Annotated in this window: 23 protein-coding genes, 2 pseudogenes and 1 riboswitch; of the genes and pseudogenes, 23 read left to right on the top strand and 2 right to left on the bottom strand. The window is 45.4% G+C overall.

Annotation, left to right across the window (positions count from 1 at the left end; genetic code table 11):
• Positions 1-6: 6 nt before the first annotated feature.
• Positions 7-324 carry a DUF1304 domain-containing protein gene (locus tag BS63_RS0101760; RefSeq protein WP_028798402.1) on the bottom strand — a complete coding sequence of 106 codons (318 nt, stop codon included), beginning with the start codon at positions 322-324 and terminating at the stop codon, positions 7-9.
• Between the two features lie 143 nt (positions 325-467).
• Here BS63_RS0101760 and BS63_RS0101755 point away from each other — a divergent pair, with 143 nt between their 5' ends.
• The 5 genes from BS63_RS0101755 to BS63_RS0101735 all read left to right on the top strand — a co-directional run bounded on the left by BS63_RS0101755 (position 468) and on the right by BS63_RS0101735 (position 6,281).
• The gene (locus tag BS63_RS0101755) at positions 468-1,034 is read left to right on the top strand and encodes a hypothetical protein (RefSeq protein ID WP_002962488.1); all 567 of its coding nucleotides are present in this window, start codon (positions 468-470) and stop codon (positions 1,032-1,034) included.
• 112 nt (positions 1,035-1,146) lie between these two features.
• On the top strand, positions 1,147-2,559 hold the full coding sequence (gene sufB / locus BS63_RS0101750; protein WP_002962487.1) for a Fe-S cluster assembly protein SufB: 1,413 nt from the start codon (positions 1,147-1,149) through the stop codon (positions 2,557-2,559).
• 498 nt (positions 2,560-3,057) lie between these two features.
• Positions 3,058-3,155: riboswitch (purine riboswitch) on the top strand.
• 550 nt (positions 3,156-3,705) lie between these two features.
• Complete coding sequence (locus tag BS63_RS0101745) at positions 3,706-4,287, top strand: xanthine phosphoribosyltransferase (RefSeq protein ID WP_002959164.1); 582 nt, start codon at positions 3,706-3,708, stop codon at positions 4,285-4,287.
• Complete coding sequence (locus tag BS63_RS0101740; RefSeq protein ID WP_002959166.1) at positions 4,280-5,578, top strand: nucleobase:cation symporter-2 family protein; 1,299 nt, start codon at positions 4,280-4,282, stop codon at positions 5,576-5,578. Before BS63_RS0101745 ends, BS63_RS0101740 begins: the two co-directional genes overlap by 8 nt.
• A gap of 199 nt (positions 5,579-5,777) precedes the next feature.
• On the top strand, positions 5,778-6,281 hold the full coding sequence (locus BS63_RS0101735) for a CPBP family intramembrane glutamic endopeptidase (RefSeq protein WP_002959168.1): 504 nt from the start codon (positions 5,778-5,780) through the stop codon (positions 6,279-6,281).
• Positions 6,282-6,345: 64 nt separating this feature from the next.
• Here BS63_RS0101735 and BS63_RS0101730 read toward each other — a convergent pair whose 3' ends face one another.
• A complete protein-coding gene (locus tag BS63_RS0101730; RefSeq protein WP_002959170.1) occupies positions 6,346-6,528 on the bottom strand; it encodes a 4-oxalocrotonate tautomerase in 183 nt (60 codons plus the stop codon).
• 436 nt (positions 6,529-6,964) lie between these two features.
• Here BS63_RS0101730 and BS63_RS1000000111255 point away from each other — a divergent pair.
• The 18 genes and pseudogenes from BS63_RS1000000111255 (at position 6,965) to BS63_RS0101640 (ending at position 24,531) form a co-directional block, all read left to right on the top strand.
• Positions 6,965-7,966, top strand: a pseudogene (locus BS63_RS1000000111255) (NADP-dependent oxidoreductase).
• A gap of 93 nt (positions 7,967-8,059) precedes the next feature.
• Positions 8,060-8,704, top strand: coding sequence for an endonuclease III domain-containing protein (locus tag BS63_RS0101720; protein WP_028798400.1), 645 nt, complete (start codon positions 8,060-8,062; stop codon positions 8,702-8,704).
• Positions 8,705-9,070: 366 nt separating this feature from the next.
• Positions 9,071-9,664, top strand: a complete 594-nt coding sequence (locus BS63_RS0101715; RefSeq protein WP_002959174.1) for a thymidine kinase — start codon at positions 9,071-9,073, stop codon at positions 9,662-9,664.
• Positions 9,661-10,740 (top strand): peptide chain release factor 1, encoded by a 1,080-nt coding sequence (gene prfA, locus BS63_RS0101710; protein WP_002959177.1) that lies wholly within the window; start codon positions 9,661-9,663, stop codon positions 10,738-10,740. Before BS63_RS0101715 ends, prfA begins: the two co-directional genes overlap by 4 nt.
• Complete coding sequence (gene prmC, locus BS63_RS0101705) at positions 10,737-11,567, top strand: peptide chain release factor N(5)-glutamine methyltransferase (RefSeq protein ID WP_002959179.1); 831 nt, start codon at positions 10,737-10,739, stop codon at positions 11,565-11,567. The genes prfA and prmC overlap by 4 nt, the downstream gene beginning before the upstream one ends.
• Positions 11,560-12,159 carry an L-threonylcarbamoyladenylate synthase gene (locus BS63_RS0101700; protein ID WP_028798399.1) on the top strand — a complete coding sequence of 200 codons (600 nt, stop codon included), beginning with the start codon at positions 11,560-11,562 and terminating at the stop codon, positions 12,157-12,159. The genes prmC and BS63_RS0101700 overlap by 8 nt, the downstream gene beginning before the upstream one ends.
• Before the next feature lie 16 nt (positions 12,160-12,175).
• The gene (locus BS63_RS0101695; protein WP_002959182.1) at positions 12,176-12,610 is read left to right on the top strand and encodes a GNAT family N-acetyltransferase; all 435 of its coding nucleotides are present in this window, start codon (positions 12,176-12,178) and stop codon (positions 12,608-12,610) included.
• Positions 12,611-12,859: 249 nt separating this feature from the next.
• A complete protein-coding gene (gene glyA, locus BS63_RS0101690) occupies positions 12,860-14,110 on the top strand; it encodes a serine hydroxymethyltransferase (protein ID WP_002959184.1) in 1,251 nt (416 codons plus the stop codon).
• A gap of 1 nt (position 14,111) precedes the next feature.
• Positions 14,112-15,089 (top strand): nucleoid-associated protein, encoded by a 978-nt coding sequence (locus BS63_RS0101685; RefSeq protein WP_002959186.1) that lies wholly within the window; start codon positions 14,112-14,114, stop codon positions 15,087-15,089.
• Position 15,090: 1 nt separating this feature from the next.
• Positions 15,091-15,696: a lysozyme family protein gene (locus tag BS63_RS0101680; protein ID WP_002959189.1), complete on the top strand. Its 606-nt coding sequence runs from the start codon at positions 15,091-15,093 to the stop codon at positions 15,694-15,696.
• Between the two features lie 2 nt (positions 15,697-15,698).
• A complete protein-coding gene (locus BS63_RS0101675) occupies positions 15,699-17,426 on the top strand; it encodes an ABC transporter ATP-binding protein (RefSeq protein ID WP_032798526.1) in 1,728 nt (575 codons plus the stop codon).
• Positions 17,423-19,147 carry an ABC transporter ATP-binding protein gene (locus BS63_RS0101670; protein ID WP_002959194.1) on the top strand — a complete coding sequence of 575 codons (1,725 nt, stop codon included), beginning with the start codon at positions 17,423-17,425 and terminating at the stop codon, positions 19,145-19,147. Before BS63_RS0101675 ends, BS63_RS0101670 begins: the two co-directional genes overlap by 4 nt.
• A gap of 24 nt (positions 19,148-19,171) precedes the next feature.
• A complete protein-coding gene (gene gloA2 / locus BS63_RS0101665) occupies positions 19,172-19,573 on the top strand; it encodes an SMU1112c/YaeR family gloxylase I-like metalloprotein (protein WP_002959196.1) in 402 nt (133 codons plus the stop codon).
• 181 nt (positions 19,574-19,754) lie between these two features.
• Positions 19,755-20,129, top strand: a pseudogene (locus tag BS63_RS0101660) (CAT RNA binding domain-containing protein); the annotation flags it as partial.
• Complete coding sequence (locus tag BS63_RS0101655; protein ID WP_002959201.1) at positions 20,083-20,715, top strand: family 1 glycosylhydrolase; 633 nt, start codon at positions 20,083-20,085, stop codon at positions 20,713-20,715. The pseudogene BS63_RS0101660 and the gene BS63_RS0101655, both read left to right, overlap by 47 nt.
• A 402-nt stretch (positions 20,716-21,117) precedes the next feature.
• On the top strand, positions 21,118-21,444 hold the full coding sequence (locus BS63_RS0101650) for a hypothetical protein (protein WP_019770218.1): 327 nt from the start codon (positions 21,118-21,120) through the stop codon (positions 21,442-21,444).
• 319 nt (positions 21,445-21,763) lie between these two features.
• Positions 21,764-23,095 (top strand): methylenetetrahydrofolate--tRNA-(uracil(54)-C(5))-methyltransferase (FADH(2)-oxidizing) TrmFO, encoded by a 1,332-nt coding sequence (gene trmFO, locus BS63_RS0101645; RefSeq protein ID WP_028798397.1) that lies wholly within the window; start codon positions 21,764-21,766, stop codon positions 23,093-23,095.
• A 305-nt stretch (positions 23,096-23,400) separates the two neighbouring features.
• Positions 23,401-24,531: an AI-2E family transporter gene (locus tag BS63_RS0101640; protein WP_002959208.1), complete on the top strand. Its 1,131-nt coding sequence runs from the start codon at positions 23,401-23,403 to the stop codon at positions 24,529-24,531.
• The last annotated feature ends 73 nt before the right edge of the window (positions 24,532-24,604 follow it).

Genomic DNA, 24,604 nt, shown 5'->3' with positions numbered 1-24,604 from the left:
ACCTCTTTAGCCTAAGAAAATAGTAGCAGCGATAGTTAAGATGGCCAATCCTCCCTGAGTCAAGAGAATCTTTGGATTAGAAGTAGCGGCACCATAAGCAGCAACGGCAACGATGTAAATCATGATTGGCAGAATCAGGCTTGGATTGTAGACCAAAGCGTAAAAGATGCCAAGGCCAAGCAGGCCGTTGTAGACCCCTTGATTCTTGAAAAGGGTATTGAGATTCTTATTCTCTAGCTCTTCCTGAGACATGCCGAAAACTCGAGCCGTTGAGGCCGAAGCAGTCGCAACAGTAGCGTAAATAGACAAATTAGCTTTCCTCACTTCTTATAAATTCTTAACTATTATAGGTTGCTAGGCCTCTGTTTGCAAGGGATTTGACCGAGAGAAACACCCCAGCAGATTTTTTTCTTTAAATAGCCTCGCTTTTATGCTAGAATGCAACTGAAAGAAAGTCAGGTGATTTTATGAGTCAATTATATAGAGCTGAAATAAAGCCATTAAATGCTGAGAAAATTGGAACAGCTGCTCACGGCTATGTCGAATTCATTAAAGAAGGAGAAAGTCTCCAGATTAAGCTGGAGATGTTTGATACGCCAGCCAATATTCAGCACTGGGAACACTTCCACGGCTTTCCTGATGGTAAGGAAGCTAATCTACCAACGCTTGCTCAAGATAGTAATGGGGATGGCTGGATTGATTTACCAGAGACAGAAAGTGTCTCGGGGACAACCATGGTTCCCTTGGACAATGCTCCCCATCAGATGAATATTCCTAATGACAATTATCCTGTTGCTGATGCCAAAGGTTACTACAGTTATGAGAAAACAGTTCCTCTTAAGGCTTTGCAGGAACGTTTCAAAGAAGTTTTTGGCACAGATGATTTGCAGCTGGAAAAACGTGTGGTTTATATTCATGGAGTTCCTCAGAGTCTTAAAATTCCCGATACCGTCGGAGGTAAGCTAACAGAAGTCTACGATCAGTATGTAACTCTACCGATTGCAGCAGGAAAAATTAAAAAAGTTACATACTAAGCCTTATTTTAGATACTTTGCAAATGTAGTTCCTAGGTAGAGACTAACTAGCAGGAGCTACATTTTTTTATCAAGAAGTAGTATACTGGATGATAAGAAAGGTGACAAACTTATGACAGATACGCCAAATAGAGATATAGAGCTCGGTCAAAACCAGCAGGATACCAACTTTCATGTAGAGATGAATCCTGTCTTTACGACTGGGAAGGGTCTGAGCGAGGAGGTCGTTCGGCAAATTTCGGCCAAGAAGAATGAGCCGGACTGGATGCTGGACTTCCGTCTTAAGGCCTTGAAGAATTTCAATGACATGTCCATGCCCAAGTGGGGGCCAGACTTGTCTGAATTGAATTTCGATGATGTGGTTTACTATCAGAAGGTCTCGGAGACACCGGCTCGGGACTGGGATGACGTTCCTGACAAGGTCAAGGAGACCTTTGAGCGACTGGGGGTTCCAGAGGCCGAGCAATCCTATCTGGCAGGGACCGTGGCCCAATACGAGTCAGAAGCGGTCTACCACAATATGAAAAAGGAATTTGAAAAAGAGGGTATTATTTTCACCGATATTGATAGCGGTTTGCAAGAATATCCTGAACTTTTCAAACAGTACTTTGCTAAGTTGGTGCCGCCAACTGACAACAAGCTGGCCGCCCTCAACTCAGCCGTCTGGTCAGGCGGGACTTTTATCTACATTCCTAAGGGCGTGGAAGTAGAAGTGCCCCTGCAACTTTACCTGCGGATTAACAATGAAAACACCGGTCAGTTCGAGCGGACTCTGATTATCGTTGATGAAGGGGCCTCCATGCACTATGTGGAAGGCTGTACGGCTCCGACCTACACTACCAACAGCCTTCACGCCGCTGTCGTTGAGGTTTTTGCCCTAGAAGGGGCCCATATTCGCTATACCACCATCCAAAACTGGTCTGACAATGTTTATAATTTGGTCACCAAACGGGCGACCGCCAAGAAAAATGCTACGGTTGAATGGATTGATGGCAATATCGGCTCCAAGACGACCATGAAGTACCCCGCTATCTATCTAGATGGCGAGGGGGCGACTGGAACCATGCTGACTATCGCCTTTGCTGGAGCTGGACAGGACCAAGATACTGGTGCCAAGATGATTCACTCGGCTCCCCACACCAAGTCCTCCATTATCTCCAAGTCCCTGGCCAAGGGGGGCGGTAAGGTTGACTACCGCGGTCAGGTGACCTTCAAGGAGGCAGCCAAGCATTCCCTCAGCCACGTGGAATGTGACACCATCCTCATGGACGACCTATCCTCGTCGGACACCGTTCCTTTCAACGAAATTCATAATTCTTCTGTAGCTCTGGAACACGAGGCCAAGGTCTCTAAGATTTCTGAAGAGCAGCTCTTCTATCTTATGAGTCGGGGTCTAACCGAGAGCGAAGCGACTGAAAAAATTGTCATGGGCTTCATCGAGCCCTTCGCCAAAGAGTTGCCGATGGAATATGCGGTCGAGCTCAACCAACTCATTTCCTTTGAAATGGAAGGATCAATCGGCTAGATTTATCGGTCCAATCTCTGTCAAATCAGTGCTTGGATGTTTTGGGTATTCAGACAAAGAATAGTTGACCGTCCCAACCCAACCGACATGCGACAAGTGGCCATGTACAAAGTAAAGTAGAACACGCCTACAAGTCTGTGAATCTGTGAATTTAGATGAAATCACCTGGGTACAAGCACCTGCCTTGATTTTCACCTAACTCTTCTATTTTCAGGTTCGGATTAAAAAGGTCTTCCAGACCTTTTTAATCCTGTGAGTTGCTTGACGGCTTAGCGACACGAAAACCAGCCAGTCGAAAATACTGGCTGGTTGGAGTTAGTCAGGGAGCTAGGCAATCAGACTAGTGATTGCCGTTAGCCAGCTCTTGCATGGACAAGAAGATGGCTTTGCTCTGTGGAGTCTTACTAAAACTATGATGGATGAAAGTAATTTTACAAATCAAATGAGTTTTACAAAAGCAGGCGACCATGTTAAAATGATTTATCGACTTGTTCGATAATTTAATAAAAAACAGAAACTTATTTAAACTGTGAATCTGGCACAGCGTCTCTACAAAGCACCGTAAATGCTTTACAATAAGCCAAGATACTAAGCCGTTAAATATCCCAAAGAAAAATAGGAAAACTGGCGATGAAGCAACGGGCTTCAAGCCATGTTTTATCTTTTTTCCAAGGGATATAGGCGAGTTCAATTACTAGAAACTAGTAGACCAGCCGAAACTTGAACGCTTGCTCAACTAGAAAGATTTCTGTGAAATAGCTAGTTTGCTCGCTATCTGTTTTGTCTGATGTTGGGCGACTGAGAAGAATCTCCCTGTTAGTTGAGTGAAAACACGAACAAGCCAAGGGAGTATATTGATACTAGTTAGTAGTATCGTTGGTTGATGTTTATGGTGTGATGAGAAACTTAGCCTTTGCCAGTTTTACAAATGAGAGTCTGGGATGAACAGTTCTACCCTTGTTACTTTTTCGACATTTAACACTTTGACGCAGTGGTTGATTGGAGGTCCTTATCCCTTGCTAAGCAAGTGATAGCGGCCATCCTAATCAACTGTGCGGGGGTGGGACTACGAAATTGATGGCTTTGCCATAACAATTTCTGTCCCACTCCCTTTTTCATTAAATAAGCAGAGGAGTAAGGTCTGGTATGAAATTACTGGAAGAACGGATTTTAAAGGACGGAAATGTCTTGAGTGATAGTGTCCTCAAGGTCGATAGTTTTCTGACCCATCAGGTTGACTATGAGCTCATGCAGGAAATAGGGCAGGTTCTGGCTGATACTTACCAAGATGCTGGTATTACTAAGGTTGTGACCATTGAAGCTTCTGGAATTGCTCCGGCCCTCTACACGGCTTCGGCTCTTGATGTTCCCATGATTTTTGCCAAAAAGCACAAGAACATTACCATGACCGAAGGTATTCTGACGGCCGAGGTCTATTCCTTCACCAAGCAGGTGACCAGCACGATTTCAATCGCCAGCAAGTTTTTGAGTCAGGTTGACAAGGTTCTGATTGTTGATGATATTTTGGCCAATGGCCAAGCAGCTAAAGGCTTGATTGAGATTATCCAACAGGCTGGGGCTCAAGTTGCAGGCCTGGGGATTGTCATTGAAAAATCCTTCCAACCTGGCCGACAAGAGCTCGAAGACCAAGGAATAAAGGTCACTTCTCTGGCTCGTCTCGCTAGTTTTGCAAATGGTCAGATAGAATTTGCGGAGGCGGATGTTTAAAATGGAATTTAATGAACAAAAAAACTCACAATCGGCAATCTTAGGTCTCCAGCATCTCCTGTCCATGTATGCAGGATCAATCCTAGTTCCGATCATGATTGCAACAGGTCTGGGCTATTCGGCTAAGGACCTGACCTACTTGATTTCAACTGATATTTTCATGTGTGGAGTAGCGACCTTCTTGCAGCTCCAGCTCAATAAACACTTCGGAATCGGCCTGCCAGTCGTTCTGGGCTGTGCCTTCCAGTCGGTTGCTCCTTTGATTATCATCGGCAAGCACCAGGGAGCTGGCTATATGTTCGGCGCCCTGATTGCTTCTGGTATCTATGTTATCTTGGTGTCTGGTTTCTTTTCCAAGATTGCCAAATTCTTTCCACCAGTCGTGACAGGCTCAGTCATTACCACCATCGGTCTCAGCCTGATTTCAGTAGCCATGGGCAATATGGGCGACAATGCTGACAAGCCGACAGCCCAATCACTGATTCTGTCCTTGACCACTATTGCGATTGTCCTTTTGGTGCAAATTTTTGCCAAAGGCTTTGTCAAATCCATTTCTATCTTGATTGGCCTGATTGGCGGCACCCTTTTGGCTGTAGCTATGGGAGCAGTTGATTTTTCAGCGATAGCCCAAGCTCCCCTGGTTCATGTTCCCCAACCCTTTTACTTCGGAATTCCCAAGTTTGAGTTGACCTCCATTGTCATGATGTGTATCATCATGACGGTTTCCATGGTCGAATCAACCGGGGTCTATCTGGCTCTGTCCGACCTGACCCAGGATAAGTTAGACAGTACCCGTCTGCGAAATGGTTATCGGGCGGAAGGGTTGGCTGTCCTCCTGGGGGGGACCTTCAATACCTTCCCCTATACAGGCTTTTCGCAAAACGTTGGGCTGGTTCAGTTATCAGGCATTAAGACCCGCAAGCCTATCTATTTCACGGCAGCCTTTCTAGTGGTCCTAGGCTTGATTCCCAAATTCGGTGCCCTGGCCCAGCTCATTCCCAATCCAGTCTTGGGTGGTGCCATGCTGGTCCTCTTTGGCATGGTGGCTCTGCAAGGGATTCAAATGCTCAACAGCGTGGATTTCAGGAATGATGAGAATAACTTCATCATCGCAGCGGTCTCGATCGCGGCCGGCCTAGGCTTTAACAATACTAACCTCTTTGCCAGCACGCCAACCACCGTGCAGATGTTCTTCACCAACGGCATCGTCATCGCCACCCTCAGCTCCATCTTCCTCAACCTCATCTTCAACGGTCGCAAGGCCAAGATGGGAGAAGGAGAGGAAAAATAGAGTAGATGAAAAAACTAGATGAAAGTCTAGTTTTTTTGCATGCCAGTAAAAATTAGAATGGCTACAGCTGACCATCGCTATTGGTGGCCTATCCTCAGCAATTTGGGGACTAATCATTGCTTACAAATATTGGGGGAAGAACCCCCAAATTGTCCTCAGGGATTTCTTCAATCTTAAACAAAGACCGGGAGCTTATGGCTTGGCTATCTTGCTTTTGGCTTTGGATTTTGCTGATGTTCTCGTGGATGGAAAATTCCAGATTACGCTCTGGTACTTATCTGTTTTGCTCTTCCTTAAGGCCTTGCTGATAGGTGGTGTAGAGGAAATTGGCTGGCGATATACTTTCCAGCCGATTTTGGAGGAGAAGATTAATTATGTATTGGCCACACTAGTCACCTTATTGGCCTGGGGCTCTTGGCATTTCGCTTATTATTATATTGACGGAACCTTGGCAAAACTTTCCTTGACCGGTTTGGCCAGCTTTTATCTGGGTCTTCTGATTAATTCCTTTATTTTATCAGCTCTCTACCGCAAGACCAAGAGTCTCTGGATTTGTGTCATGACCCATGCCCTCATCAATACCCTTGCCCAAGTGTCTCTTGGTGGCAATAGATTTCTTGCCTTAGCTTGCCAAGTGCTGATTATAATCTTAGCAATCCTAGTTTCCACGACTTGGTTTAAACCCAGAGTAAATGACTTTTGAATCGCATATAAAAATGAGCTCTCGTTTGGATAGCTCATTTTTTGTCTTAAAAAGGCGGTCGGCTTTATTTCTTCTTCATTTTACCGTGAGGGAAGTAGCTTCCTTCTGGCAGGTCACGGATGATAACGTGGATGTTTTCCTTGGGTGCGTTGGCAACGCGGGAAACGACCTCGGTGACTTCGCGGGCCAGTTCAATTTTTTGGTCCTGCGTGCGGCCTTCAAAAAGGTCAATTTTTACAAATGGCATGGGAATTCCTCCTAAAAATTTATTATCAGCTTCATTTTAGCATGAATCCGCAAATATAGACAGGAGAAATAGTAGAAGATTAGGCTGAGACAGTTGAAGACTGTATAAAAATCAGGAAGAAGATAAGAGTCGTTATTTCTGAGGCTCACTAGTTTTTGGGCTCGTACTTACTTTAAAAAGGAAGAGAAGCGTGATTGTCTTTCTCCCAAAGTTTCTAAGTGAGCACGATTCTTGCCCACTTACTTACAATCATTTATAGTTAAACTTGTATCTGAAACAGACACCTGTTATGTTCGGATAATCGAGAAAAGGGAGAAGTCATGGCTACAAATTTGCTTTATCAGTTGAGGCAAGAGAATTTGGCAGGCTTGATTAAAGAAATACGTGCCATTACATAAAAATTGCTAACCCGAAGATAAGGAGAAAGAAATTACCTATGAAAGCAGCACTAGTAAGTCAGTATAACAAAAATAATATCAATCTCGAGATGACAGAAATACCCATACCGCAAATTGGCCCCGATGATGTCCTGATCAAGGCAAGGGCAGCAGGGGGCAATCCTTTGGATAATATGATTTCTCGTGGAGAGGTTAAAATTATCGTTCCTTACAAACTACCTCAAATGCTGGTAATGAGTTTGTCGGAATTGTTGAGAAAGTCGGTAGCCAAGTGACGGGATTCCAAGCAGGCGACCGTGTTTTTGCCCGACTGCCACTTGACCGTATTGGTTGCTTTCGCTGAATATCTTGCTGTAGACTACCATGCTCTAGCTTTGGTACCTGACTATTTGACAGATATCAAGGCGGCAGGCGTCCCATTGACTTCACTGACCATTATGCAGTCTCTGGAGCTTATGGAGGCTAAAGAAGGAAAAACTCTCTTTATCTCAGGAGGTACTGGTAGCCTTGGTGCGATGGCTATTCCTCTTGCTAAGGCCAAAGGCTTGATTGTTGTTACTAATGGCAGTATCGGCAACAAAGAGCGTGTTTTAAAGCTGGGAGTGGACCGTTTCATTGACTACAAAACAGAAGACTACAGTCAGACCCTTAGTCAAGTTGACTATGTCTTGGATACCTTGGGTGGCTCTGAGATTGAGAAGCAATTTTCCATCATGAAAGAAGGTGGACAACTAGTTTCCCTACGTGCTATGCCAAACGGCAGCTTCGCTAAACGGATGAAGCTTCCCAAATGGAAACAAATCGCCATGGGTCTCGCTGGTCGTAAATTTGATAAGCTAGCTAAAAAATACGGCGTTGGTTATCATTTCGTCTTTGTAGAAGCTAATGGCCGGCAGCTGCAAGAAGTTGCAGACATTTTTAGCGAACTTCAGATTAAACCATCTATTGATAGGGTTTATAAATTCGCTGATGTCAACCAAGCCTTGGATAAGGTTGCTAACGGCCATTCAAAAGGAAAAACTGTCTTGACTTTTGACTAATGTTCAAATCCCTAGAAATATTTATCCAAGGTAATTACCAAAGTTACCCTAAGCTGAGTAATTATTTAATTTGTTTTGTGCTACAATAAAGCCATGAAACAAGATGTATTGAAGCAGCTCTACCAAGATTTATTGAAAAATCTGGGAGATCAGGGTAACTGGCCGGCAGAAAACCCCGAAGAAATCATACTCGGTGCCATTTTGGTGCAAAATACCCGCTGGGAAAATGTCCTTCTTTCCATTAATAATTTACGACAAGTCCTTGATGGAGATTTCAAGAAGATTCTTGATTTGGAGCCGGAGACCTTACAGGATTTAATTCGTCCCACAGGATTTTACAAAAATAAAAGCAAATCTATTCTTAAGGTATTTAGCTGGCTAGACCAGCATGCTTACAATTACGGGGAGATTGAAGATAACTACGGCAAGAATCTAAGAGATGAACTATTGGGTCTCTTTGGCATCGGTCAGGAGACCGCCGATGTCCTTTTGCTCTATGTATTTGACCAACTGGTCTTTATCGCTGACAAATATGCTCAGAAACTATTTTCAAGTCTCACAAGGAAAGAGTTTTCTGACTATTCCAGCCTACATCAAGCGGTTGAGCTAGAAGGATTTAGCCTATCAGAAGCTCAGCAATTTCATATTCTTATCCTTGAATTTGGCAAAATCTATTTTGCTCGGGGAGCCAGTTTTGAAGAGAGTTTTTTATTTGGAGCAACTTTTGACTTAACTTGAGAGTAAAACTATTGACTTAGCTATAAAAGTTAGCATTAAATATTCGATTAGGAACTTAGCCATCGGGTCAGGTTCTTATTAATTTTACCAAGACGACTTGGTTTGGACGAGGGCGAGTGTAGTGCTATCAAAGCAGTTTGAGCTAGGGTGAGGATTAGTCTCGAATAACTCTTGGCCATGGTTTTTAAAAAAGTTTAGTGCACTCAACTTAGTTTTGCCAAGCAAAGTCTAGGAGCCGCAAGCTCCTGGGAACAAAAACATGATTTTGCTTTATTATGTAAGAGTTTTCTTGATTATTAGCCCCTGCCAATGGCTGGCATTTTATGGTAAAATAGTACCATTAACGTTTTAGACAGGATGAAGATTTTGGCACAGTTATACTATCGCTATGGGACTATGAATTCGGGGAAATCCATTGAGATTCTCAAGGTTGCTTACAACTATGAGGAGCAGGGCAAGCCGGTCGTTCTCCTGACCTCGGCTCTGGATACTCGGGATGGCATCGGCTGGGTTTCCAGTCGGATTGGCCTCAAGCGTCAGGCTAAGCCGATTTCTAGCGATACCGACATTTTTGGTTATATTGAAAATTTGCCAGACAAGCCATTTTGCGTTTTGGTGGATGAATGTCAATTTCTGACCAAGGGTAATGTTTTTGATTTAGCCAGAGTAGTTGATGAACTGGATGTCCCTGTCATGGCCTTTGGTCTTAAAAACGATTTCCGCAATCACCTTTTTGAAGGGTCCAGAGAGCTCTTGCTCCTGGCGGATAAAATCGAAGAAATCAAGACCATCTGCCAATACTGTAGCAAGAAGGCCACCATGGTCTTACGCATGAAAGACGGCCAGCCTGTTTACGAGGGCCAGCAGGTCCAAATCGGTGGTAACGAGACCTATGTCTCTGTCTGTCGCAAGCATTATTATCATCCGCAACTAGAAAGTGAGAAGAATCAGGACGAATGAATATCTATGATCAATTACAGGCGGTGGAGGACCGCTACGAGGAGTTGGGCGAATTGCTCAGTGACCCTGATGTGGTCTCTGATACAAAACGCTTTATGCAGCTCTCACGAGAAGAAGCCTCAAGCCGCGAAACTGTGACTGTTTATCGGGAGTACAAGCAGGTCCTGCAAGCCATCTCTGATGCAGAAGAGATGATTAAAGAGGCCGGAGGCGACCCCGAACTGGAAGAGATGGCTAAGGAAGAACTCAAGGACTCTAAGATAGCCAAGGAAGACTACGAAGAAAAGATGAAAATCTTGCTTCTGCCTAAGGATCCAAACGACGATAAGAATATCATCCTCGAAATCCGCGGGGCTGCTGGTGGTGATGAAGCCGCCCTATTTGCCGGCGACCTGCTCAATATGTACCAGAAGTATGCCGAAAGTCAGGGCTGGCGTTTCGAAGTCATGGAAGCCTCCTACAATGGAGTTGGCGGCATTAAAGAAGTCGTCGCTATGGTATCTGGTCAATCCGTTTATTCCAAGCTCAAGTATGAATCGGGTGCTCACCGTGTGCAACGGGTTCCTGTCACCGAAAGTCAGGGACGGGTCCACACCTCAACCGCTACGGTTCTGGTCATGCCAGAAGTGGAAGAAGTGGAGTACGACATTGACCCTAAAGACTTGCGAGTCGACATCTACCACGCCTCCGGTGCTGGTGGACAGAACGTCAATAAGGTAGCGACAGCGGTCCGAATGGTCCATATTCCAACCGGTATCAAGGTTGAAATGCAGGAAGAGCGGACCCAGCAGAAGAACCGTGATAAGGCTATAAAAATTATCCGAGCTCGGGTGGCTGACCACTTTGCTCAGATTGCTCAGGATGAGCAGGATGCCGAACGGAAATCGACCATCGGTACCGGTGACCGCTCTGAGCGGATTCGCACCTATAACTTCCCACAAAATCGGGTGACCGACCACCGCATCGGTCTAACTCTGCAAAAGCTGGACACTATTCTCTCTGGCAAGATGGATGAAGTGATTGATGCCCTGGTTCTCTATGACCAAACCAAGAAACTGGAAGAGCTAGCTCAATGACCTACGTCCAATTATTTCTCCGTTACGAGCTGGAGCTGGAAAAAGCTCATGAGGAGCCGGAAAGTCTGACCTTCACCTTTAGAAATCTCAAAAAACTTGACTTTACCGAGTTTACCCTGCTCTTAAGGCAGGAAGTCAGTCAGGAGGATAGGCAGCTTATTGAGAGAATCGCCGACCGCCTTCTGGCTCATGAACCTGCCCAGTACATTATTGGTCACGAGGTTTTTCATGACCTGAGGTTCAAAGTAGACGAGCGAGTATTGATACCTAGGCCTGAAACAGCTGAATTGGTTGATTTGATTTTGGCTGAAAATGAGGCAGAGCAAGTTGATTTGCTAGATCTGGGAACAGGCAGCGGGGCCATTGCCATTGCCCTGGCTCACAGTCGACCAGATTGGCAGGTACAGGCTTCTGATATTTCTCAGAAAGCCCTCAGTCTAGCAAGGGAAAATGCCCAAGCGAACCAAGTTGTGGTTGATTTCCAGCAGTCGGATGTCTTCAGCCAGCTTTCGGGAAGCTTTGATATCATCGCCAGCAATCCGCCCTATATTTCTGAGGCGGACAAGCATGAGGTTGGGCTCAATGTCTTGAATTCTGAACCTCATCTGGCTCTCTTTGCGGACGAGGAGGGATTGGCTATTTACCGAAAAATCGCTGACCAGACTGGGAAATATCTCAAGCCCTCTGGCAAGATTTATTTGGAAATTGGCTATAAGCAGGGTCAAATAGTTTCCCAGATTTTCCAAAAGGTCTTCCCAGACAAGCGGGTCAGGGTTTTACCCGACCAATTTGGTCAAGACAGGATGGTGGTGGTCGATAATGGCTAACCTAGAGCCTCTTAAAACGATTTTGGCAAATGGAGGAGTAGTCGTTCTGCCGACCGAGACCGTCTATGGTCTCTTTGCTAGGGCCTTGGACCAGAAAGCCGTTCAGCAGGTCTATACCCTCAAGGGGCGGCCAACAGACAAGGCTATGAACCTAAATGTGGCCTCTTATCAGGATATTTTGGCCTACAGTCAGGATCAGCCCAGCTATCTGAGAAAGCTCTATCAGACTTTTTTGCCGGGCCCTTTGACTATTATTCTCAAGGCCAATGACCGAGTCCCTGTCTGGGTGAATTTCGGCCTAGATACTGTTGGCTTTCGGCTGCCAAATCACCCTGTCACTCAAGAATTGATTGCCGAATTTGGCCCCCTAGTTGGGCCTTCGGCCAATTTATCTGGTCAAGCATCTGGCAAGATTTTTGCGGATATTATGACAGATTTTAGTCAGCAGGTCAGTGGACTGGCAGATGATTCAGCTATCCAAGGTTTGGATTCAACCATCCTTGATTTATCTGGAGTTCAGGCTAAAATCCTCCGCCAGGGGGCCATTAGTCAGGAAGACCTGCTGGAGGCAGTCCCAGAATTGAATTTCTAGTCTAGGAGGTTGGCATATGTTAAGACCATTAGCACTTTCAGATGCCGAGGCCCTTCAAGCTATCAATGAGTTGGCCTTAGGTTATCAGTTTCCCTTGGACCTGACCCAGCAACAATTAAAGAAGCTCTTAGGGGATGACCATCATATCCTTCTAGGCTTTGAAGACCCAAGTAGTGGTCGTTTGTTGGGTTATGTTCATGCAGAAGTTTTTGACACACTTTACTCTGAAACTGCTTTGAATATCTTGGGACTTGCAGTTTTGCCCGACTACCAAAATCAGGGGATTGGCAAAAGATTGATGCAGGCTCTAGAAGCTCAGGCTAAAAGCAGAAGCTATGCCTTTATTCGACTACATTCAAGTGCCCAACGCCAGTCTGCCCATGCTTTTTATAGAAAAATTGGATACAATGGAGACAAACTCCAGAAACGCTTTATTAAAACTGTGGAGTGAATATATGGAGTTTGACTCGCTCTAAAATTCTGGTTGGGCAACTCTCATCCCTCGAAATTTTATGGGATAGAGGTCAACCTGGCTAATCGCCAAGGTAGCTGTTTTTAGATTCTAAACTAAATATTTTTGGTTTAGGCCAGCAGCCTCAAACCCTAAAAGATGAGATTGAGACAGAAGTTGGTGGCTTTTTGTTCTACCGATTTCTGTCTCAATCGCAATAACACTTTTTGACATCCGTGAGGTAATTTTATGATTTTTGACAAAGAAGACTATAAGGCCTTCGATCCAGAGCTCTGGCAGGCCATCGCTAAAGAAGAGGACCGCCAGCAAAACAACATCGAGTTGATTGCTTCAGAAAATGTTGTTTCTAAGGCCGTTATGGCGGCCCAAGGTTCTGTCTTGACCAACAAGTATGCCGAAGGTTATCCAGGCAAACGCTATTATGGTGGGACCGACATTGTCGACGTGGTTGAAAACCTAGCTATCGAGCGGGCCAAGGAACTCTTTGGTGCCAAATTCGCCAATGTCCAACCCCATTCGGGCTCCCAGGCTAATGCGGCTGCCTATATGGCTCTGATTCAACCTGGCGATACCGTCATGGGTATGGATTTGTCAGCCGGAGGTCACCTGACCCACGGCTCACCTGTTTCTTTCTCAGGTAAGACCTATAATTTTGTGGCTTACAATGTTAACAAGGAAACAGAAGAGCTGGACTATGAGCAAATCAAAGAACTGGCCCTGCAACATCAACCCAAATTGATTGTAGCGGGAGCGTCGGCCTATTCGCGGACCATTGATTTTGTCAAGTTCCGTCAGATTGCTGACCAGGTTGGTGCCTATCTCATGGTTGATATGGCTCATATCGCTGGCTTGGTGGCTGCTGGTCTCCATCCTAGTCCTGTGCCTTACGCCCACGTAACCACAACAACCACCCACAAGACCCTGCGTGGTCCGCGTGGTGGCTTGATTTTGACCAATGATGAAGCCTTGGCTAAGAAGCTTAATTCAGCAGTCTTCCCTGGATTGCAGGGTGGTCCTCTGGAACACGTTATCGCTGCCAAGGCTGTTGCACTAAAAGAAGCCCTGGATCCTGCTTTCAAGGACTACGGTCAAAATGTCATCAAGAATGCCAAGGCTATGGCAGATGTCTTTGGTCAGCATCCAGACTTCCATGTCATTTCAGGCGGAACCGACAACCATGTCTTCCTGGTTGATGTAACCAAGGTAGTGGAAAATGGCAAGTTGGCTCAAAATATCTTGGAAGGGGTCAACATCACCCTCAACAAGAACAGCATTCCTTTTGAAACCCTATCACCTTTTAAGACCTCTGGTATTCGCATCGGTAGTCCAGCCATCACCAGTCGTGGTATGGGTGTCGCTGAAAGCACCAAGATTACTGAACTGATGATAGAAGCCTTGGAGAATCACGAGGATGAGGCTGCCCTAGACCGAATCCGCCAGGATGTTAAGCGACTAACCGACGCTTTCCCACTTTACTAAAATGCTAGATTTATATTTAAAGAAAATTATTATTCACCAATTCAGTCCTGACGATACCGAAATCGCCTTCGCTGATAAACCTCTGACCTTAACACCTAGTTTGGATGACTACTTTCGCAAGAAGCTGAGCAAGGTCTTCACGGCCGATGCCAAGCGGGGTGTTTTTGGGCCTGAAAATGACTTCCTTGCCAATCTGGGGGACGATTTGTTAGAATCCTCCCGCAAGATTGCCCAGCTATGGAAGGAAGAGTTCGTCATCAGCGAGGATCAAAAGACTAATGACTTGATTTTCATCCAGTTCGACAAGGAAGGACAGGAGCATTTCGCCTTCCTCCGGGTTGTTCTTAAGGAAAATCTGGCCCATATTCTGGGAGATGATGAGCAACCGCTCAAGGTCACTCAAAATAATTTCCCTCCGGCAGCTCAGACCCCTGATGAGGCCCTGGTTATCAATCGCCAGAGCAAGCAGTATTACCTGATTGAAAAGCGGATCAAGCACAATGGTAGCTTTGCCAATTATTTCTCGGAAAATCTGCTCAAGGTCAAACCTGAACAGTCGGTCAATAAATCCATTAAACAGCTGGAAAAGACCGCCCAAAAGGTGGCCGATGATTTCAACAAGGACGATTTTAATTTCCAATCCAAGATGAAATCAGCCATTTTCAAAAACCTGGAAGAAGATCAGGAATTGTCACCTGAGAAACTGGCCAACCAGCTCTTTGACGATAATCTGACGGCTCGGCTGACCTTTGTCGACCAGCTCAAGGAAAGCATACCAGAGCCCATTCCGGTAGCAGATGTGGATGTTTCTCGCCAATCTAAAAAGTTGGAAAGTCAGAAGCTCTCCCTCTCCAATGGCATTGAGCTGATTGTTCCCAATGGCGTCTATCAGGACGCGGAATCGGTTGAATTTATCCAAAATAATGATGGCACCTATTCCATCCTAATCAAAAATATCGAGGATATTCAAAACAAATAATATGTTTAAAAAAATTAGACGCATCATCTATGTGCTCATCGCCTTACTGGCCATTTATAAGGGAGTCACGATTTACCAATCGGTCAAACGTGTCCTGGCCTATCGCCCCCTGGTCGAGAAGGTCTTAGCAGAAGATGATAACGATACCAATGAGGACCTGGTGCTGGCGGTGATTTACACCGAGACCAAGGGCCAAGATGACGATGTCATGCAGTCCAGCGAGAGCTCGACCGGCACCACCAAGTCCATTCGAGATAATAAGGAAAGTATCAAGCAGGGCACCAGGGTTCTGGCCCAGAATTTAGAGAAGGCCCAGGCAGCCAAGACCGATTCTTGGACAGCCGTCCAGGCCTATAATTTCGGGACCAATTACATTGATTACGTCTCTAAAAGAGGGGGCAAGAACACCATCCAGTTGGCCAAGGCCTATTCCAAGGATGTCGTCGCTCCCAGCCTGGGCAATAAGACTGGCAAGACCTATTACCATATCAATCCCGTTTCCATCCTCTACGGTGGCGGGAAGCTCTATGTCAACGGCGGTAATCACTATTATGCCAAACAAGTTCAATTCAGTCTTTTTCTGATTCGATTGGTTGATAGGTTATAGAAATGAAAGACTTATTAAAATACTTCCGGGGTTATATCATGGAAACCTTCCTCGGACCCCTTTTCAAACTTTTGGAGGCCAGCTTTGAATTGCTGGTTCCTATTATCATCGCTAGGATAGTCGACAAGGCCATTCCTCATAAGGATACCACTCACCTCTTTATGATGATTGGCCTTTTGGTCTGTCTGGCTATTTTTGGGGTCCTGGTCTCCATTACCGCTCAATATTATTCGTCAAAAGCAGCAGTAGGCTACACCAAGCAGCTGACCAAGGACCTTTACAAGAAGATTATGAAGCTGCCCAAGGAAAGCAGGGACCGCCTGACGACAGCCAGTCTGGTCACCCGACTTTCCAGTGATACCTATCAAATCCAGACCGGTATCAACCAATTTTTGCGGCTCTTCCTGCGAGCACCGATTATCGTTTTCGGTTCGGTTATCATGGCCTACTTGATTAGCCCTAAAATCACCATCTGGTTTGCGGTCATGGTTGTCCTCCTTTTCCTTTTGACTTACATCATGTCCCGCCTGGTCAATCCTCTCTATCTCATTATCAGGAAATTGACTGACCGATTGGTCAGTAAGACCCGTGGGCAGTTGGAAGGGATGCAGGTCATCCGAGCCTTCGGTCAAATCGAAAGGGTTAAACAAGAATTCGCTGACCTCAACCAGTCCTACACCAGAGCCCAAATCAAAACCGGCTTTCTCTCTAGTCTGGTCAGCCCTCTGACCTTCCTGATTGTTAATGGTACCCTGGTCATTGTTATCTGGCAAGGAAACCTAGCTATTGGTGAAAACTTGCTAACTCAGGGGTCTCTGATTGCCCTGGTCAATTATCTGCTCAATATTCTGGCCGAATTGCTCAAATTGGCCATGATGGTCACCAATCTCAACCAGAGCTTCATCAGTGCCCGCCGGGTTCAGGAAGTTTTCGAGCAAAAGCAGGAAAATCTTAACGATAGTATTGACCTACTAAAGGCTGATAAGAAAGAAGTCTTGACCATTTCCGACATGACCTTTACCTATCCGACAGCGGCCAGACCCTCTCTTAATGATATTTCTCTGAGCCTGGATCAAGGCCAGACTCTGGGGGTTATCGGCGGTACTGGTTCTGGGAAATCGACCCTGGTTCAGCTTATCATGGGCCTCTATCGTGCTCAGGAAGGCCAGTTAGCTATTTTTGTAGAAGGCCAAAGCCCAGCCAACCTAGCCCAATGGCGGGAATGGGTCGGTCTGGTTCCGCAAAAGGCCGAACTCTTTCAGGGGACCATCCGCTCTAATTTAACCCTGGGAATGGATACCAGTCAGGTTTCTGATGACCGGCTCTGGTGGGCCCTGGACATCGCTCAAGCCAGCGATTTCGTTAAGGAGAAGGAGCAGGGGCTGGATTCCGAGGTTAAGGAATTCGGCCGTAACTTCTCTGGCGGTCAACGGCAACGTTTGACCATCGCCAGAGCCGTCCTCAAACAGGCTCCTATCCTGATTTTGGATGACTCGACATCAGCCCTGGATTATCTGACCGAAAGCAAGTTGCTTAAGGACATCAAATCTGAGCTCAAAACCAGCCTAATTCTAATTTCGCAACGGACCAACAGCCTTAAGTCGGCTGATAAGATTTTAGTCTTGGACAAGGGAAATCAAGTCGGTCTTGGCAGTCACCAAAGCCTCTTGGCTGATTGCCCAACCTACCAAGATATCCATTATTCGCAACACAAGGAGGACCAAGCATGACACACTCACCCTTAAAACGTTTGGTCAAAGACTTCGCCAAGCAGAAGTTCCTTCTAGCCTTGGCCCTTGTCGGTATTTGTATGCAGGTGGCCTTGACCATCTATCTACCAATCTTAATTGGGAATGCAGTCGATGCCGTCTTGGTCCCCAACAATCGTCAGCTGATTTGGGAAATTATCTTCAAAATGCTCCTGGTTATCGGGGCTAACACCCTGATCCAATACCTCAATCCTCTGATTTATAACAAGCTGGTCTTTGGCTTTAGTCAGGATTTGCGACAAAGGGTTATCGACAAGGTTCATGAACTACCGATTTCTGCCCTCAGTCAGTCGGTCGGTGATATGGTCAGTCGGGTAACAACCGACATCGAACAGCTCAACAACGGCCTTCTCATGGTCTTTAACCAATTCTTTGTTGGCCTCTTGACCATCTTGGTGGTTCTTGTGACCATGGCCAAGATTGATTGGATCATGATGCTTCTGGTCTTGCTGCTGACCCCGCTGTCCCTCTTCCTAGCCCGTTTTATCGCTCGCAAGTCCTTTACCCTCTTTCAAAAGCAGACCCAGTCTCGTGGCCGTCAAACCCAGCTGATCGAGGAAAGTCTTAACCAAGAGAGTTTGATTCACAGCTTCAATGCCCAAGATGAGTTTATTGAGAATTTCTTTGAGGTCAATGAAACCTATGCTGACTATTCTCAGAGTGCCATTTTCTACTCATCAACGGTCAACCCTGCCACCCGCTTTATCAACGCCCTCATCTATGCCCTCTTGGCAGCAGTAGGGGCCATTCGGATTATGAATGGAGCCTTCTCTATCGGGCAGTTGACGACCTTTCTCAACTACGTCACCCAATACACCAAGCCCTTCAATGATATTTCTTCGGTCTTGGCAGAATTGCAGGGGGCCCTAGCCTGTGCCCAACGCCTCTACCAGGTGCTGGATCAAGATAGCCTAGAAGAAACTGGTCAAGAAATCCTCACCAGCGACCAGGTTCAAGGAAGACTGACCTTTGACCATGTTAATTTTGGCTACACGCCCTATAAAACTCTGATCAAAGATCTTAGTATTGACATACCAGCTGCTAGTCGAGTGGCCATTGTCGGACCAACCGGAGCTGGGAAGTCCACCCTTATCAATCTGCTTATGAGATTTTACGAGGTCAATTCAGGCCAAATCCTTCTGGACGACCAACCAACAACCAACTATACTCGGGAAAGTTTGCGGAAGCAAATTGGGATGGTCCTCCAGGATACTTGGCTACAAGAGGCTACCATCCACGACAATATTGCCTTTGGTCATCCCAATGCTACCCGTGAATTGGTAGTAGAAGCGGCCAAAGCAGCCAATGCCGACTTCTTCATCAAGCAGCTTCCTGACGGCTATGATACCTATCTGTCCGATGCTGGAGCCTCGCTCTCGCAAGGGCAGCGACAACTCCTGACTATCGCCCGCATCTTCGTGGCCGTGCCTAAGATTTTGATACTGGACGAAGCCACCTCCTCCATTGATACCAGAACCGAAAGTCTGATTCAGGATTCCTTTGAAAAGCTTATGCGGGGACGGACCAGCTTTATCATCGCCCACCGTCTCTCGACCATCCAGAATGCCGATATCATCCTCGTTATGGTTGATGGTAACATCTTTGAACATGGCAACCATCAGGAACTCATGCAGGCCAAGGGTGTCTACTACAAGATGCAGACCGCCCAAAGTCAAGCCTAAAAAGTGGAAAGAAAAGGGAGACTAATGAATTTAAAGGCCATCCATCATGTTGCTATCATCGTTTCCGATTACGAGAAATCTCGAGACTTCTATGTCAATAAACTAGGTTTTGCAGTTATTCGCGAGCATCATCGACCTGAGCGCCACGATTACAAGTTGGATCTGCGCTGTGGTCAGGCTGAACTAGAAATCTTCGGCAATAAGACCACGGATCCTGCCTATCAGGCCCCACCCAAACGCTTATCCTTCCCAGAAGCCTGCGGCCTAAGACACCTAGCATTTCGGGTAGAAAACATCGAAGCAGTCGTCAAAGAATTAGCCAACCAAGGCATCGAATCCCTTCCTATTCGGAAAGATGATTTCACCGGCGAAAAGATGACCTTTTTCTTCGATCCCGACGGTCTGCCCTTGGAGTTACACGAGTAGGAAACATAACCATAATTATGTAAATAACAATCTAATTGACACTGTCCAAATCCTGGGCAGTTTTTACTTTTATTATGGGGAAGGCAATGATTGGCTGTTGGTAAATTTGTCAGCTATTACTAATTTTAGCTTTATCTGATAAAATAAAAATATCGAATTATTTTAAGGGAGTTAAAACTGAATGAGAATTGAGCGCGTCTATAATAATAATGTCGTTCAGGTCACTGATAAGCATCAAGAAGAAATCATCATGGGGAGAGGCTTGGGTTTTCAAAAGAAGCCTGGGGATGATGTCGACTTGGAAAAAATCGAGAAGCGCTTTGTCTTACAAGAGACGGACCAAGACATGGTCGGCGAGCTTTCTCGTGTCTATCAGGATTTAAGCAGCCAAGAACTCAACCTTGTTTTGGCCATTATTGATCGAGGGCAGGAACTTCTTAAGCAAACTTTCGAGATTTCCCTCTATATTGCCTTGGCGGACCACCTCCAGTATGCCATCAAAAGAACTCGTGAAGGTATTACTTTGCAAAATCCTCTGGCCTGGGAAGAAGGGAAATAATATCGAGATTGAATTCGCTCCTGAGGATGAGGAAATTCTCAAGAATACCGTTGACTTCATTTCCTTCTCTTACTATATGAGTGTCGCAGCGGCCCATGACCCTGAAAATTATACCAGTGGTCGTGGCAATGTCCTGGGTGGTATTGAAAATCCCTATTTGGAGAAATCCGAATGGGGTTGGGCTATCGATCCAGTCGGATTGCGTTTGGTTCTTAACGATTTCTACGATCGTTACCAATTGCCACTTTTCATCGTTGAAAATGGCCTGGGGGCCAAGGATGTTTTGGTGGATGGTCCAGACGGACCAACAGTCCAAGATGACTACCGCATCGACTATCTCCAAAAGCATCTGGTTCAGGTTGGCCAAGCCCTGCAAGATGGAGTTGAACTATGGGGTTACACGACCTGGGGACCAATTGATTTGGTATCAGCCTCCACGGCTCAACTTAGCAAACGTTACGGCTTCATCTATGTGGACCGAAACGACGATGGTAGCGGTAGCTTAGCTCGCTATAAGAAGAAATCTTTCAACTGGTATAAGGAAGTCATCGCCACAAACGGTGACAGCCTCTACCAAGATTAAGCACCAAAAAACTAGTACCGATACCCGCTTGATTCTCCCTCAAGTTACTAGTATGACATCCCCCAATCTACGAGGCAACAAGCGTAGATTGGGGGATTTTTTTAATTCCGTAGTTTTTGCAAACTCTTTGTTAACTGAAGGTCTGTTTTAACAGACTTTCTTTAATAAGTCCTGTATAATGGACTTATTGGTTAGATAATGATTGAAAGGAAAACAAACTTGTTTAAAATTTCTACTTACTTATCAGAAAATCCTATTCTGGTATTAGCATTAATCTTCTATATCTTATTGGAGTTTTATAGTAGCTTCAAACACTATAAAAAAGTTGCGACATTTGAGCTGACAATCTTCAGGCGTTTTTTTAATCAAGTCGAGTCAAAGCTGAATTCTAAGCAGATTGATTTGATTAGAATCCTAGTAAATATTTGTCTTGTTGTTTGTTTCTATCTGCTGATTTCGAAATATATTTCTCTTCCCAAATGGCGATTTACCGCTCCCTATTTCCAATTCGTTTTATTCGTTAGCCTCGTTGCCAAACCTGTCAATTACCTCTTTGATGTATTTTTTGACTCACCAAATAAAAATAATAGCAAAAAGAACAATAGATCCAAGACTTTCGGTACCATTGAAAGATTAGCTATCGGTTTTTTGTTACTATTTAAAGCCTTCGAAACCATCGGTCTAATCCTAGCCGCCAAAGCTCTTGTCCGTGAAAATAAAGCAAGATGATAATCTTGCTGAATTCTACTTTATAGGAACCCTTTTCAGCTTGATAGGCGTACTAGGTGCTTGGGCGATCTGCTTTTGGTGAACAAGCCATGACAGGATGGCAATAAACTTATTGAGTATTCCCAAGTCGCTTATAAGGGCAAATAATCAAGAACTCCGATATAGTGGACTTTGGACTAACTCCCCAAAAGTTTCAATTGGCTAAATAAAACTTTTCAAGTATAATAAAACAGTCAAAAAATTTTAGAAAGATTTGTGAGAAGGAGAAGGGGAGCTTTGGAAAAGGCCACCCATTCTCTTCTCAAAGAGGTAGAGCACTATGTCTCAATCTTATATCAATGTTATCGGGGCGGGTTTAGCCGGTTCCGAGGCTGCCTACCAGATTGCCAAGCAGGGTATTCCTGTTAAGCTCTATGAAATGCGGGGTGTTAAGCCAACCCCCCAGCATAAAACCGATAATTTTGCTGAGCTGGTTTGTTCCAATTCCTTCCGTGGGGATAGCCTGACCAACGCAGTCGGCTTGCTTAAGGAAGAAATGCGTCGCCTCGATTCCATTATTATGCGAAATGGGGAAGACCACCGAGTGCCAGCAGGGGGAGCTATGGCCGTTGATCGAGAAGGTTACGCCCAAGCGGTGACCGATGAACTACACAAGCATCCTCTAATCCAAGTCGTCCGAGAGGAAATCACAGAGATTCCTGACGATGCTATCACCGTCATTGCGACTGGTCCCCTGACTAGTGATGCCCTGGCTGATAAAATTCATCAACTCAACGGTGGCGACGGTTTTTATTTCTATGATGCTGCAGCCCCAATCGTCGATATCTCAACTATTGACCGCAGCAAGGTCTATCTCAAATCTCGCTATGATAAGGGGGAGGCTGCCTATCTCAACTGCCCCATGACCAAGGAAGAATTTATGGCCTTTCACCAGGCCCTGACAACAGCCGAAGAAGCTCCCCTCAATGAGTTTGAGAAGGAAAAATACTTTGAAGGCTGCATGCCCATCGAGGTTATGGCCAAGCGAGGTATTAAGACCATGCTCTATGGTCCCATGAAACCGGTTGGCTTGGAATATCCTGATGATTACCAAGGACCTCGTGACGGCGATTTCAAGGCTCCTTATGCAGTCGTTCAGCTCCGCCAGGACAATGCGGCCGGTTCCCTCTACAATATGGTTGGTTTTCAAACCCACCTCAAGTGGGGCGAACAGAAGCGAGTCTTTCGGATGATTCCGGGACTAGAAAATGCTGAATTTGTCCGTTATGGTGTCATGCACCGTAATTCCTATATGGATTCCCCAAATTTATTGACCCAAACCTTCCAATCTAAGAAGCAGTCCAACCTCTTTTTCGCTGGTCAGATGACTGGCGTAGAAGGTTATGTCGAATCTGCTGCCTCAGGCCTGGTTGCTGGACTCAATGCTGCCCGCCTCTTTAAGGGAGAAGAACCCCTGGTCTTCCCTGAGACGACAGCTATCGGTAGCCTGCCACACTATGTGACCCACACCGACAGCAAGCACTTTCAACCCATGAATGTCAACTTCGGCATTATCAAGGAATTGGACGGTCCCCGCATCCGTGACAAAAAAGAGCGTTATGAAAAAATCGCCCAACGAGCACTGGAGGATTTAGCCAAGGTGCCCCTATAATAAAGGATGACTGTTTAAACAGACTAGTTAGACATAGGTCTCCCATTTCCAATTCATATTTGAAAGGCCAAGCCAGAGAGGCTGGCCCTTTAGGATCTATAATTAGTCCCCTTAAACAAGTTGGATTCCTGATACTAATAGGGTTTTAAGAGTGCCTGCAAAAAGAGCCAAGCTTAATTAAAATAATCAGTGTAGCTCGGAACAAGAGTGACAGCGAGATAACCTAACATCCATTTAGGTGGAAGCCAGAAATCCATTTACAGGGATGTCTTGAGCTCACTAGTTTTTTAAGCTATAATAAGCCTATGAAATTAACCAAAAGACATTTTGGCTATCTCTTTCTGGTGATAGCCCTCATCTACGCAACCATCAATTACTGGTCAGTGGGCCAATCCATTTTGATGACCGTTTACGGTGCCAGCCTGCCTTTTATTGTTGGTGCTGGCATTGCCTATGTTGTCAATATTGTCATGTCGGGTTATGAGCATCTTCTGCGAAAAATTTTCGGTCGGGACATTCCTGGTAAACGTGCCATCAGTTTGCCCCTTTCCTACATCACTTTTGTTGTTGTCATCTTCCTGATTATTAAGATTGTTTTGCCGGATTTAATAGGGAGCATGAAATCCCTGCTCAGTATTGATGTTGACGGGATTGGCAAGCTTTTTAACAATGTTCAGAAGGATTCAAACTTCCAACGTTTTCTGCATTACTTCCATATTGACCTAAATAAGAGCACCTCTAACCTCCTTAATAAGTACAATAAGCAAATTTCTACAACCGTTATTGGTATTTTGACCAACCTTCTGACCTCAGTTACCAACCTCGCTTCGGGTCTCATCTCCCTTTTTATCAGTCTCGTCTTTTCAATGTATGTCTTGGCTGGCAAGGAGAAGTTGGGGCGTCAAGGAAATATGTTGGTCCACGCCTACCTTCCGAGATACGAAAAGAAGTTTCACTATGTTAGAAGAGTTGCCCACGAAAGTTTTCACGGCTTCTTTGTTGGCCAGACCCTCGAAGCCAGTATTCTGGGAAGCCTTTGTGCTCTAGGTATGCTCATTTTTAAGATTCCTTACCCCGGGACCATTGGAATCCTCGTTGGCTTTACAGCCCTAATCCCAGTCATTGGGCCTTACATCGGTCTATCAATCGGAGCTATCCTAATTGCGACCCAATCTGTCCCCCAAGCACTTTTCTTCGTGATCTATCTCATAATCCTACAGCAATTCGAAGGCAACTTGATTTATCCACGAGTCGTCGGCCATTCAATTGGTTTACCGCCTATGTGGGTCATCCTGGCGATTACAATCGGAGCCTCCCTCTGGGGAATCCTCGGTCTTATAATCGCCGTCCCATCCGCTGCCACAATTTATAAATTAGTCCGAAATCAAGTTTACACTAAGAAAGCTCAAGAAGAAAAACAAGCCTCAACCACCTAAACTCAAGGAATTAATATAGGAATAAGTGCTAGCCCTGATTTCTTATTAGGATACAAACAAAGGGTCAATTTCA

Source organism: Streptococcus sobrinus DSM 20742 = ATCC 33478 (genome assembly GCF_000686605.1).
Classification (GTDB): Bacteria; Bacillota; Bacilli; order Lactobacillales; family Streptococcaceae; genus Streptococcus; species Streptococcus sobrinus.
The sequence above is the reverse complement of the archived record's forward strand: the minus strand, read 5'-3'. Positions and strand labels throughout refer to the sequence as shown.

Coding starts and splice junctions, on each gene's coding strand:
- glyA (WP_002959184.1), top strand. CDS start 12,860: ATGATTTTTGACAAAGAAGACTATAAGGCCTTCGATCCAGAGCTCTGG.
- BS63_RS0101740 (WP_002959166.1), top strand. CDS start 4,280: ATGTTTAAAATGGAATTTAATGAACAAAAAAACTCACAATCGGCAATC.
- gloA2 (WP_002959196.1), top strand. CDS start 19,172: ATGAATTTAAAGGCCATCCATCATGTTGCTATCATCGTTTCCGATTAC.
- BS63_RS0101675 (WP_032798526.1), top strand. CDS start 15,699: ATGAAAGACTTATTAAAATACTTCCGGGGTTATATCATGGAAACCTTC.
- BS63_RS0101700 (WP_028798399.1), top strand. CDS start 11,560: ATGGCTAACCTAGAGCCTCTTAAAACGATTTTGGCAAATGGAGGAGTA.
- BS63_RS0101695 (WP_002959182.1), top strand. CDS start 12,176: ATGTTAAGACCATTAGCACTTTCAGATGCCGAGGCCCTTCAAGCTATC.
- prfA (WP_002959177.1), top strand. CDS start 9,661: ATGAATATCTATGATCAATTACAGGCGGTGGAGGACCGCTACGAGGAG.
- BS63_RS0101680 (WP_002959189.1), top strand. CDS start 15,091: ATGTTTAAAAAAATTAGACGCATCATCTATGTGCTCATCGCCTTACTG.
- prmC (WP_002959179.1), top strand. CDS start 10,737: ATGACCTACGTCCAATTATTTCTCCGTTACGAGCTGGAGCTGGAAAAA.
- BS63_RS0101745 (WP_002959164.1), top strand. CDS start 3,706: ATGAAATTACTGGAAGAACGGATTTTAAAGGACGGAAATGTCTTGAGT.
- BS63_RS0101670 (WP_002959194.1), top strand. CDS start 17,423: ATGACACACTCACCCTTAAAACGTTTGGTCAAAGACTTCGCCAAGCAG.
- BS63_RS0101730 (WP_002959170.1), bottom strand. CDS start 6,528: ATGCCATTTGTAAAAATTGACCTTTTTGAAGGCCGCACGCAGGACCAA.
- BS63_RS0101720 (WP_028798400.1), top strand. CDS start 8,060: ATGAAACAAGATGTATTGAAGCAGCTCTACCAAGATTTATTGAAAAAT.
- BS63_RS0101640 (WP_002959208.1), top strand. CDS start 23,401: ATGAAATTAACCAAAAGACATTTTGGCTATCTCTTTCTGGTGATAGCC.
- sufB (WP_002962487.1), top strand. CDS start 1,147: ATGACAGATACGCCAAATAGAGATATAGAGCTCGGTCAAAACCAGCAG.
- trmFO (WP_028798397.1), top strand. CDS start 21,764: ATGTCTCAATCTTATATCAATGTTATCGGGGCGGGTTTAGCCGGTTCC.
- BS63_RS0101685 (WP_002959186.1), top strand. CDS start 14,112: ATGCTAGATTTATATTTAAAGAAAATTATTATTCACCAATTCAGTCCT.
- BS63_RS0101755 (WP_002962488.1), top strand. CDS start 468: ATGAGTCAATTATATAGAGCTGAAATAAAGCCATTAAATGCTGAGAAA.